Below are 11,050 nucleotides of genomic sequence, written 5' to 3' on the forward strand. Positions count from 1 at the left end.
CCGCCTGGCGAAGTTCGATCAGGACGCGCATCCGTGCGCTATGGTGCCGCTTGGGGCTTCGCGTTGCGGATTGCGGTGTCGGTCAGTGCCATTGGGGGCACGCCTTTCGCCGGTTTCAAAGTGGCCCCCAAGGTGGCCCCCAGAATCACCCGCTTACGGGCGTGCAAAGGCGGACATCAGCGGTTAGGCCGATGCAGAATATGGCCGATTTCTGCCGTTTTTCAAGCTTTGGCGGGGTTTGGCGAACAAGCCAATGGTGCCCGGGGACGGAGTCGAACCGCCGACACCGTGATTTTCAGTCACGTGCTCTACCAACTGAGCTACCCGGGCATCGCTGCGGACTTTCCCTCGAGAGGGTGTCTGGCGAATGGAAGCGCGCCTATGGCGAAGCGCGGCTGGCTTGTCCAGCCCTGATTTGCACTTTTCACCTCTATCTGCCGAACGCGGGCTGGGACAGTTCAATCCTGCGCATCGGGATCGGCCGGCGGGCCGGGGAGGGCATAGCCATCGTCCAGCCATTGCACCAGATCGCGATCGCGGCAGCGGGTGGAACAGAATGGCGCGTGGGCTTCCACGCGGGGCTTGCCGCAGATCGGGCAGCGGCGTTGCCCGTTCACGCGGGGAGAGGGTTTGAGGGTCATGCCGCGACTGCCTGCGCGAATCCGCCGTCGAGAGCAAGACCCGCGTCTTCGTGCCAGCGCACGATGCGCCCGGTGCGGCGGACCAGTTCGGCTTCCCATTCCGCCGGCATGGCCCTTCGGAGCGCCGGAGCGGCGGTCAGCAGCAGCACGCCGGGATCGGCGACCCGTTCCGCCTGGCGCAGCAGGGCGCGCAGCGCGGCACCGGCGGGGTGCCGGGCGAAGCGTGCGACCAGCGAGGGCCGTTCGAGCCGGGCGACGAGCTGGACGAAGCCGAAGCCGTTCATGGCGGTGCGTTCGCCCTTCCATCCGGCCAGCGCTTCGGCGAGAGCGGCATCGACGGCATGGCGATCCTTCTTGTCCGCCAGCGTCGGGAAATCGATGCCGATCGATCCGCCGATGTCCAGCCGCGCGAGGGCGGCGGCAATCGCGGGGACGGCGGCGCGGGCCAGCATCGGCGGCGGCAGTGTGCCGTCGATGTCGATCAGCGTCATCGCGGGCGTGGGGCTGACGAGGAGGCCGCCGCCGGCAAAGGCGATCTCGCCGCCTTGCGCCTGTTCCACCAGTTCGTGCCAGCCGGCTTCGTCAAAGGTGCGGTCCGTGACCGGCACCGAACGGACGGGCAGGGGGCCGGCGCGCAGGTCTTCCAGCAGGCTGGGTGCAGGGGAGGGCGCAGCGTCCGCAGCGGCGGCGCGTGCCTGCGGCAGCTTGGTGCGGCCTTTTTCCGCGATCGCGGCGCGGGTTACGCGCAGCAGCACCGTCGCGCCTTCCGTGACCGCCGGATCGAGGCCATCGACCAGCGCTTCACCGCCATCGGCGAACCGCGCGATCCCGCGCCGGGCGCCCTTGTGCTTCACGATCACCTGGGCCGGTCCGATGAATCCGGGGCGCAGCGTTTCGCCCCAGTCGACGCGCGCGGCGATGATTTCGCCCCGGTCCACAAGGATCGCGCGTTCTTCGCCGATCCCGGCCTCGTGCAGCCATTCAGCCAAGCGGGAATCCCGCGCGGCGCAGCAGCAGGCGGGTTTCGTAGAGCGGCAGGCCCATCACGCCGGAGTGGCTGCCGGAAAGCCACAGGCACAGCCCTTCCGCGCTGCCCTGGATGGCATAGCCGCCTGCCTTGCCGCGCCATTCGCCGCTCGCGATGTAGCCGTCGGTTTCTTCCTGCGTGAAGCGCTTGAAGCGGACGATCGTCTCGCTCAGCGTCTCGTGCAGGGTTCCGTCAGCCGTGACGGCGGCGACGGCCGAGAACACGCGATGGCGGCGGCCGGATAGCAGCGCCAGGCAGGCGCGCGCGGTGGCTTCGTCTTCCGCCTTGGGCAGGATGCGTCGGCCCGCGCCCACCACGGTATCGCCCGCCAGCACCAGCGCGCCGGGCGCCAATGCGGCGGCGGCGCGCGCCTTTTCCGCGGCGAGGCGGACTGCGTGGGGGCGGGGCAGTTCGCCCTTGCCCGGTGTTTCGTCGATGTCGGTGGCCAGCACCCTGTCGGGCGTCACGCCCAGCCGTGCCAGCAGCTCGAGGCGGCGCGGGCTGGCGGAGGCCAGGACCAGGGGCGGCAGCGGGGAAGGCGGCGTCGGTACGCCGGCCATCAGTAGGGGCCGGGGCCGCCCCGGCCGGGCATGAAGCGGTAGGTGATCCGGCCCTTGGTCAGGTCATAGGGCGTCAGTTCCACGAGCACTTCGTCGCCCACCAGTACGCGGATGCGGTTCTTGCGCATCTTGCCGGCGGTGTGGCCCAGGATCTCGTGATCGTTTTCAAGGCGCACGCGGAACATCGCGTTCGGCAGCAGTTCCACCACCGTGCCGCGCATTTCGAGGAGTTCTTCTTTCGCCATCGGCGCTTTCGGATGCCTTTTCGCTTGGTTGCGTGTGTCGCAAGCTTGTCGGAAACAGTCCCGCGCGGCGCGCCCATAGCGTCCCGCGAGCAAAAAGGGAAGCCCATGCCGACGCCGTCAGGCGGCGCGGGTGGATGTGCCCGGTTTGTCCACCGCGCGCAGCGGCAGGCATCTCCCCAAAGCGGAGGACAGCGCTTATCTGGACCACCATGGCCCGCGGCTCTGTCCCCCCTGACCGGCAATCGTCCGAACGTTTCCACGAGGACAAGGCGACCTACGCGCTGCGCGGGTCGGACCAGCCGGATATCGACAAGGGCGTGGAGACCATTCGCGAGGTGGTGCGCACGCTGCCCGCCAAGCCCGGCGTCTATCGCATGCACGATGCGCGCGGTGATGTGCTTTACGTGGGCAAGGCGCGGGTGCTGCGGAACCGCGTTACCAACTACACCCAGGTGGAACGCCTGCCCAACCGCCTGCGGCGCATGGTGAGCCAGACCCGGTCGATGACGATTGTCACGACCAATTCGGAAGCGGAGGCGCTGCTGCTGGAAGCGCAGCTCATCAAGCGCTTCCGCCCGCCGTACAACGTGCTGCTGCGCGACGACAAATCGTTTCCGTTCATCCTGCTGCGCACCGACCACGCGTTTCCGCGCATCATGAAGCATCGCGGCGCGCGCAAGGCGAAGGGGAACTATTATGGCCCCTTCGCCAGCGCCGGATCGGTCAACACCACGATCAACGCGCTGCAGAAGCTGTTCCTGCTGCGCTCGTGCAACGATGGCTTCATGGCGCGGCGCGACCGGCCGTGCCTGCTCTACCAGATCAAGCGCTGTTCGGCGCCGTGCGTGGGGCGGGTCAGCGAGGACGACTATGCCGATCTGGTGCGGCAGGCCCGCGATTTCCTGGGGGGCAAGTCGTCCGCCGTGCAGCGCGAGATCGAAGGGCAGATGGCGCAGGCTTCCGAAGCGCTGGACTTCGAACGGGCGGCGATGCTGCGCGACCGCTTGCGCGCGGCCACGTTTATCCAGGGCAGCCAGGCGATCAACGCGGAAGGCGTGGGCAACGCCGATGTCTTCGCCATGGCGGCGAAGGGCGGGCATATCGGCATCCAGGCCTTCTTCATCCGGGGCGGACAGAACTGGGGCCACCGCGCGTTCTTCCCCAGCCACACCGAAGGGCTGGAGGAAGCCGAGGTGCTCACCAGCTTCCTCGCCCAGTTCTACGAGGAGGTGCCGCCGCCGCGCCTGATCCTGGTCGACCGGGCGTTGCCGGAAGCCGATCTGTTGGCGGAGGCTTTGCAGGAGGCCGCCGGCGGCAAGGTCGAGATTTCAGTGCCGCAGCGCGGCGACCGGCGGCGGCTGATGGAGCAGGCCAGCCGCAACGCGGTGGAAGCCCTGGAGCGGCGTCTGGCTGAAACCGGTACCAAGGCGAAGATCAACCGCGAGATGGCGGAGTTTCTGGAATTGCCCGAGGTGCCGCAGCGCATCGAGATCTACGACAACAGCCATATCCAGGGCACCAACGCGCTGGGGGCGATGGTCGTGGCGGGGCCGGACGGCTTCCTCAACAGCCAGTACCGCAAATGGAACATCAAGGCGGCGCAATCCAACGACGATTTCGCGATGATGCGCGAGGTCTTCCGCCGCCGTTTCGCCCGGGCGCAGGAAGAAGACCCGGATCGCGAAAGCGGGGTCTGGCCCGATCTGGTCCTGATCGACGGCGGCAAGGGGCAGATGAGCGCGGTGCGCGAGACGCTGGAGGAACTCGGCATCGACGACGTGCCGCTGATCGCCATCGCCAAGGGGCCGCACCACGGCCGCGAAGGGCGGGAAGTGTTCCATTTCGCGGACGGGCGGGAGAAGACGCTGCCCGTCAATTCACCCGTGCTGTTCCACTTGCAGCGTCTGCGTGACGAGGTGCACCGCTTCGCCATCGGCGCGCACCGCGAAAAGCGCAGCCGCGCGATCACGGCCAGCCCGCTCGACGAAATCCCTGGCATCGGCCCGGCGCGCAAGCGGGCGCTGCTGCTGCACTTCGGCACGGCGGGAAAGGTGCGCGCGGCCAGCCTGGAGGATCTGCAGCGCGCGCCCGGCGTCAGCTCAGCGGTGGCCCAGACCGTGTACGATTTCTACCACCCGAACGGATAACCGGCCGAACGGATAGCACGCGTTCAGGGAAAGCTGACGACCGCGTTGTTGTCGGGAAATTCGGCGGCAACGGCATGGGGCAGGCCCGATGTTTTCCAGGCGGCCTTTCCATCCAGCACGGCCGGATCGCTGGCCACGCCCGCCATCGTGAAACGGGCAATGGCATAGGGCAGGCCTTCCGCACCGAGCGCGGATGGAGCGTCCATCAACTGGAAATGCAGGTGCGGCGCATCGGAATTGCCCGAATTGCCCAGCTTGGCCAGTACTTGCCCGGTATGCACGGCCTCTCCCGGATGGACGAGAACGCTCCCCGGCTGAAGGTGGCCGTAGAGGGCGTAAGCGCCGTTCCCCAGGTCAAGGATCACGGTGTTGCCGCTGATCGTCTCCACCGTCGGACGACGGCCTTCCTGCGGGTTGGCGCCGGCGTTCTCCGGCAGATCGTCGATGATCGAGACCACCCTGGCATCCGCCACCGCGAGCACGGGCGCACCGTAGCCTGGATAGCTTTCGTTGCGGCCCGGGTCACCCGCGAGGAAGCGACCCTTGTTGTCGAGCCGGACCCAGTCGATCGCGAAGCGCTGCGCCAGATGCGCCCGCCCGTTGATCGCGTTCCACGAACGCCGGTGATCGGGCGCGGCCAGACCGTTGGCGGCCAGCCAGCCGTCGCCGGCAAGTGGCGGCGCGATCACCACGGCCGGCGCGTCGACCGGAGTGGCCGGGCCGGTCAGCGACCGTTCGATCGTCTTTCCATCGGGCAGGGTTAGCGAGAAAGTCAGGCGATGGCCCAGGCGCGCCGGCACTTTTGCGCCGGTGGCGAGCGCAAGATCGACGAACACCACGCCGGTCCGCCCGCCGGCCAGCGTGCGTTCGGTGCCGGGCGTGGGTTCCGGGCCGATAGTGCCGATCATCGCGGCCAGATCGGCCGGAGCATAGTGGGCCAGTACCGTTCCCGCATCGTCGAGCAGGTCCAGTGCCGCCAGATCGATCGGCGCCGTGTGAAAGTTGGTGACGCGCAGTTCGTAAAGCAGCCGCGCGCGGCCATCGGTCACCACCGGCGCGGGTGCTTTGGGTATCGCCACATCGACGGGAAAGCCCGATAGCGCGGGGGCCTCTGCCATGGCGGCGGAACCGCCGGTGGGCAGCGGAGCAAATGCCAGCATGGCGAGGATGGGATAAGGCAGCTTCATCCCGCCATGCTCGCACAAGGCTCCGGCGGGTCAAGCACGCCCGTCGAAAGGTTGCGACGGCTTGTGGAATCGTGCGTGACGGTACCGGGTCAGGCCTTGGGCGCGATCGGCCGGATCATGCCTTCCTGCGCTACGCTGGCGACCAGCCGGCCGTCGCGCGTGTAGATGCGGCCCCGGTTGAACCCGCGCGCATGGTCCGCCCACGGGCTGTCGCAGGCATAGAGCAGCCACTCGTCGGCGCGGAAATCGTCGTGGAACCAGATCGCGTGATCGAGGCTGGCGCTCATCACGTTGCCTTTGTCCCAGCGCAGATCGTGGGGAAGCGTGCAGGTGCCCAGCAGCGTCATGTCGCTGGCATAGGCCAGCACCGCGCGGTGGATCTTCGGATCGTCCGGCAGAGCGGCCATGCTGCGGAACCAGGTGTTTGCGACGGGTTCCATCCGCTTCGCCGTTGTCCAGCGTTCCGGCTCCACCGGCCGGAGGTCGATCGGGCGTTGGCGGAGCACGAATTCCTGTTGAGACTTGGGCAACTTGTCGAGATGGCGGCGGCGCAGTTCACGCTCGTTGACCAGTTCCTCGGGCGCGGGGACGGCGGGCATCGCACTCGCATGGCGTACGCCCGGCTCCCGCCGGTGGAACGAGGCCAGCATGGTCAGGATCGGCTTGCCCAGCTGGCTGGCGACGATGCGGCGGTTGGAGAAGCTGCCGCCATCGAGATCGCGCTCGACGCGGAAATCGATCTCGTAGTCCTCGTTGCCGCCGCGCAGGAAATAGGCGTGAAGCGAATGGACCGGGCGATCCTCCGGCACGGTGCGTTCGGCCGCCGCGAGTGCCTGTCCAATGACCTGTCCACCGAAGACGCGGCCGACGCCGCCGGGCTTGCGGCTGCCAAGGAATCGGTCGCCGCCCAGATCATCAACGTCGAGCAGGCGCAGCAGGCCGCTGACAAGTTCCTCGCCGGAAAGCTGGGGGGCAGGGGATGCGTCGTTCATCGCGCTCCCATGCGCGAGCCTGCCGTTTACGTCAACGCAAACCCTTTGCCTTGGCATAAAGGCGCCAGCTGAAAGCTTTGGCCCTGTTGCTTGCGGGCCACCGGCCGGGCGCGCGGGGATTCAGGCCATTCCTGCGCAGCAGTCCGTTGAAGGCCCGCGCATCGGCTTCGGCAAAGCTCCATTCCGAACGCCAGGTTATCGAGAGCGATACCGAAGGCGCGGGGCCGTTGCGCACGAAATGCGGTGCCATCACCGGCACGAACAGCGCCTCGCCGGGGGATAGCGCCCATTCGCGCCCGCCTGCCGCCAGCTCGTCGCGCCAGTAGAGTTCGCGCCCGCCGCCGGTGTGATAGGTCTCGTGCGTTTCGTCGGGGGCGTAGAAGGCATCGCCCGCCGGGAACATCGTCATCACCTTGCTGCCCATCAAGTGCAGCAGGATGTTGTGTTCCGGATCGAAGTGATAGGGCGTGACGCCATCGGGGCTGGTGACGAAGACGAAGCCTTGCGGCTTCAGCATCGCGCCGGTGCGGGCCTCGATCGTCGGGCGCAGTTCTTCCAGCAGGCTTGCCAGCAGTTCGCCATAGGCGGGCACCTGTTCGATGTTCTTGAGCGCCGCCCAGCTGCCGGTCGACGCGATGTTGCGGATCGTATCGCCGATGCCCAGGCCGTTGCCTTCGGCCTTCGCGCCGTTCAACCCGACGGGCAGGTCCGCGCGGTTGTATTCGACCGATGCTGTCGGCAGCGCTTCGGCCAGCGTCGCCAGCGCGTCCAGCGCCATCAGTGGGTGATCGCCCAGCCGGTGCGTCAGCTTGTGCGGTTGTTCGGGATAGGATGTGGCGAAGGCGGCGCGGGCTTCGTCGGTGAAGACGGGCAGGGCGCGGCTTGCGTCAAACGATCCGTGGTCTGGTTTCATGGGATGATCCCTGCGGGATTGCGGTTGAGTTCCATGGCCACCAGCCGTTCGAACGCGGCGCGGCGGGTTGTTCCGCCGATGGCGATGGAAATGCGGCCGATCGAGCGGCGTTCCATCCACAGCGAGTCGATCATCGGGTGATCGGCTGCGGCGCAACTGTCGCACCACGCAATATCTTCGCGTTCCAGCATGGCCAGGTTTTCCAGCTGGAGGAGGACGCCGGGCGAGAAACGGGCATAGCGTTCGTCGAAAGCGGTCTTGAAGGAAAAGGCGCCGGGCGCCGTCAGGAAGTTCGCCAGCATGGCGATCGGCTGTCCGTCAAGGGTGAGGCTCAGGCGTTCGAGCAGGCCACGATGGGCGGCATCGTTCATCGCCTCGCGGAACAGCAGTTCGGTTTGCGGCGCGCAGGCCAGCGCGCTGCCCGAACGGCCTTTCCAGCCTTCGGCTTCCAGCGTCAGGAATTGCTCGACCCACGAAGCGACCCGCTCGATTCCATCTTCGCGGTGGAACTCCAGCGCTCCCAGTTCGGACAGGCGGGCCTGTTGCCGGCGGTATTCCTTGCGCTTCTTGCTCGGCACCGCGCGCTGCAGGTAATCGTCGGGCGCAAGCCGGGAACACAGCAGCGCGCGTTCTTCCCGATGCACCAGCGCGATGCGCCTGCCCTGTTCCGCGCCGATCGCGTAAAGGCTGCCGATCAGGCCGTTGTCCAGCGGTTGCAGCGCAAGGTGCAGGAACAGGGCCGGGCCGGCATTGGCATCGGCCCAGGCCAGCAAGGCGCGCCAGAATGACGGCTCGTCCCCGCGCGCGACCAAGGGCGCGCCCAGGAAGCAATTGGGGTGGAGCCAGTTGCCCAGATGCGGCAGCGGCCACCGGCCATAGCGCCAGGAAGGCGCCAGCGGCATCAGCCCGATCAGTTCGCCGCCCCTTTCCAGCCGGGCGATCCGAACCGTGCCCGCGGGGTCGAAACGGCGCAGAGCGCGCAGCAGATACCAGCTTTCGAAGAACGGGTTGGGCGTGGAGGCATCGCGCGCCAGGGCATCCCAGCGCCGTACCGCCTCGGCATCGACCCAACTGTTCCACGGCGCGACGATCAGCGCGGAATCGCCCGTGATGACGGCATGTGCCGGTGCTGGCGCAAGGCGCTGCCGGGATCGGCGTTCGATGAAAGGTTGCGCGCTCACGAAACTGTCTTCTGGCCCTGGGCTGCCTGCGGAATCAAAACCGCGTATCCGGGCTACCAGCAAGGACCGAAAGTTATGTTAATGATCGCACCGAAATGAAATGACCCCGCCCGTATGAACGGGCGGGGTCGCTTTCTCCCCGACTCGGGCCGGACGTTATGATCAGACCATGCTATGGCCTGCCAGCGCCGCAAGCAACAGCAGCGCGACGATGTTGGTGATCTTGATCATCGGATTGACCGCCGGACCGGCGGTATCCTTGTAGGGATCGCCCACGGTATCGCCCGTCACGGCCGCCTTGTGCGCTTCCGATCCCTTGCCGCCGTGGTGGCCGTCCTCGATGTACTTCTTGGCGTTGTCCCACGCGCCGCCACCCGATGTCATCGACAGGGCGACGAAGAGGCCGCCGACGATCACGCCGAGAAGCAATGCGCCCAGCGCCGCAAAGCCGTTGTCCTGCCCCGCGACCCACGAGATCACGAAGTACACCACGATCGGCGCGAGGACCGGGAGCAGAGAGGGCACGATCATTTCCTTGATCGCGGCCTTGGTCACCAGGTCCACGGTGCGGGCATAGTCGGGCTTCGAAGTGCCTTCCATGATGCCCGGATTGTCGCGGAACTGATCCCGCACGTCGACGACGACATCGCCGGCGGCCCGGCCGACCGCAGTCATGCCCATCGCGCCGAACAGGTAGGGCAGCAGCGCGCCGAGCAGCAGGCCGACGATAACGTAAGGATTCTCGAGGCTGAAATCGACGCTCAGGCTCGGGAAGAATTCGCGCAGGTCGGTGGTGTATGCGGCGAACAGCACCAGCGCGGCGAGACCGGCGGAGCCGATTGCGTAGCCCTTGGTGACCGCCTTGGTGGTGTTGCCCACGGCATCGAGCGCGTCGGTCTTTTCGCGGACCGAATCGTCGAGCCCGGCCATTTCGGCGATGCCGCCGGCGTTGTCCGTGACCGGACCATAGGCATCGAGCGCGACGACCATGCCGGCGAGCGCGAGCATGGCGGTGGCGCCATAGGCGATGCCGAGCGGACCGGCGAGCTTGTAGGTGATGATCATCGAGGCGACGATCGCCAGCGCGGGAAGCGCGGTGGCTTCCATCGAGATGGCCAGGCCCTGGATCACGTTGGTACCGTGCCCGGTGACCGAGGCCTTGGCGATCGACTTCACGGGGCGGTAGCTGGTGCCGGTGTAGTATTCGGTGATCCAGATGATCAGGCCGGTCAGCGCAAGGCCGACGAAGCCCGCGTAGAACAGCGAGCGGCCGGTGAACGCATAGTCATGGCCGAACGCCTGGTACGTGGTGCTGGCTTCCATGGCGCTGAAATCGCCCACGGTGCCGCCCAGCGCGTGGTTCATGGCGAACCAGATCGCCGGAACCGAGAGCAGGGCGGTAACGAAGAAGCCCTTGTACATGGCGCCCATGATGTTGTTCGAGGAGCCGAGCTTCACGAAATAGGTGCCGATGATGGAGGTGACGATGCAGACGCCGCCGATCAGCAGCGGGATCGCCATGAGCGCGTCGAGGTTGGCCGCGTTCTTCACGAGCAGCGCGGTCATGATCATGGTCGCGCCGATGGTGACGACATAGGTTTCGAACAGGTCGGCGGCCATGCCGGCGCAGTCGCCCACNNGGGTTGCGCGGATCATCTTCCGGAATGCCGGCCTCGACCTTGCCGACAAGGTCGGCGCCGACGTCGGCGGCCTTGGTGAAGATGCCGCCGCCCAGACGGGCGAAGATCGAAACGAGGCTGGCACCGAGCGCCAGCGCGGTGAGCGCGGTGACGACGGTGCGGCTGTTGGCCGCTTCACCCGCGATGCTGGTGAGATAGTAGAAGAATACCGCGATCGCGAGGAGAGCCAGACCCGCCACCAGCATGCCGGTGATGGCGCCGGCGCGGAAGGCAAGGGTGAGGCCCTGCTGCAGGCCGGATTGCGCGGCGGCAGCGGTGCGAACGTTCGAGCGGACCGACACGTTCATGCCGATGAACCCCGCCGCGCCCGAGAGCACCGCGCCAAGCACGAAGCCGATCGCCGATACCGCGCCGAGCGAGACCGCCACGATCACCGCGACCACAACGCCGACAATGGCGATGGTGGTGTACTGCCGCTTCAGATAGGCTTGCGCGCCTTCCTGGATGGCGGCGGCGA

The 11,050-nt window shown here is 67.2% G+C and carries 10 protein-coding genes, 1 tRNA gene and 1 pseudogene; 1 reads left to right on the forward strand and 11 read right to left on the reverse strand.

Annotated elements, in window-relative coordinates; translation table 11 throughout:
* Positions 1–254: 254 nt before the first annotated feature.
* From B3547_RS16135 to infA, 5 genes are all read right to left on the reverse strand, one after another.
* Positions 255–330 (reverse strand) — tRNA-Phe (locus B3547_RS16135).
* A 128-nt stretch (positions 331–458) separates the two neighbouring features.
* Positions 459–641, reverse strand: a complete 183-nt coding sequence (gene yacG / locus B3547_RS16140; protein WP_124807752.1) for a DNA gyrase inhibitor YacG — start codon at positions 639–641, stop codon at positions 459–461.
* On the reverse strand, positions 638–1,630 hold the full coding sequence (locus tag B3547_RS16145) for a ribonuclease (protein ID WP_292964694.1): 993 nt from the start codon (positions 1,628–1,630) through the stop codon (positions 638–640). The genes yacG and B3547_RS16145 overlap by 4 nt, the downstream gene beginning before the upstream one ends.
* A complete protein-coding gene (locus tag B3547_RS16150) occupies positions 1,623–2,228 on the reverse strand; it encodes a Maf family nucleotide pyrophosphatase (RefSeq protein ID WP_292964696.1) in 606 nt (201 codons plus the stop codon). The genes B3547_RS16145 and B3547_RS16150 overlap by 8 nt, the downstream gene beginning before the upstream one ends.
* Complete coding sequence (infA, locus tag B3547_RS16155; protein WP_100866134.1) at positions 2,228–2,473, reverse strand: translation initiation factor IF-1; 246 nt, start codon at positions 2,471–2,473, stop codon at positions 2,228–2,230. The genes B3547_RS16150 and infA overlap by 1 nt, the downstream gene beginning before the upstream one ends.
* Before the next feature lie 209 nt (positions 2,474–2,682).
* On the opposite strand from infA, the gene uvrC reads away from it, so the two are divergent.
* Positions 2,683–4,620 (forward strand): excinuclease ABC subunit UvrC, encoded by a 1,938-nt coding sequence (uvrC, locus tag B3547_RS16160; protein ID WP_124807749.1) that lies wholly within the window; start codon positions 2,683–2,685, stop codon positions 4,618–4,620.
* Between the two features lie 23 nt (positions 4,621–4,643).
* Here the strand turns inward: uvrC and B3547_RS16165 are convergent, their stop codons facing one another.
* The 6 genes and pseudogenes from B3547_RS16165 to B3547_RS22075 all read right to left on the reverse strand — a co-directional run.
* Positions 4,644–5,807, reverse strand: a complete 1,164-nt coding sequence (locus tag B3547_RS16165; protein ID WP_292964698.1) for a M23 family metallopeptidase — start codon at positions 5,805–5,807, stop codon at positions 4,644–4,646.
* A gap of 89 nt (positions 5,808–5,896) precedes the next feature.
* Positions 5,897–6,799 carry an acyl-CoA thioesterase gene (locus B3547_RS16170; RefSeq protein WP_292964700.1) on the reverse strand — a complete coding sequence of 301 codons (903 nt, stop codon included), beginning with the start codon at positions 6,797–6,799 and terminating at the stop codon, positions 5,897–5,899.
* Between the two features lie 31 nt (positions 6,800–6,830).
* Positions 6,831–7,712 (reverse strand): transcriptional regulator, encoded by an 882-nt coding sequence (locus tag B3547_RS16175; protein WP_292964702.1) that lies wholly within the window; start codon positions 7,710–7,712, stop codon positions 6,831–6,833.
* Positions 7,709–8,893: a GNAT family N-acetyltransferase gene (locus tag B3547_RS16180; RefSeq protein ID WP_292964704.1), complete on the reverse strand. Its 1,185-nt coding sequence runs from the start codon at positions 8,891–8,893 to the stop codon at positions 7,709–7,711. The genes B3547_RS16175 and B3547_RS16180 overlap by 4 nt, the downstream gene beginning before the upstream one ends.
* Positions 8,894–9,055: 162 nt before the next feature.
* Positions 9,056–10,549, reverse strand: coding sequence for a sodium/proton-translocating pyrophosphatase (locus tag B3547_RS16185; protein WP_414690568.1), 1,494 nt, complete (start codon positions 10,547–10,549; stop codon positions 9,056–9,058).
* Positions 10,550–10,592: 43 nt separating this feature from the next.
* A pseudogene (locus tag B3547_RS22075) lies at positions 10,593–11,039 on the reverse strand (sodium/proton-translocating pyrophosphatase); the annotation flags it as partial.
* Between the last annotated feature and the right edge of the window lie 11 nt (positions 11,040–11,050).

It is taken from the genome of Novosphingobium sp. UBA1939 (genome assembly GCF_002336885.1).
GTDB lineage: Bacteria > Pseudomonadota > Alphaproteobacteria > Sphingomonadales > Sphingomonadaceae > Novosphingobium.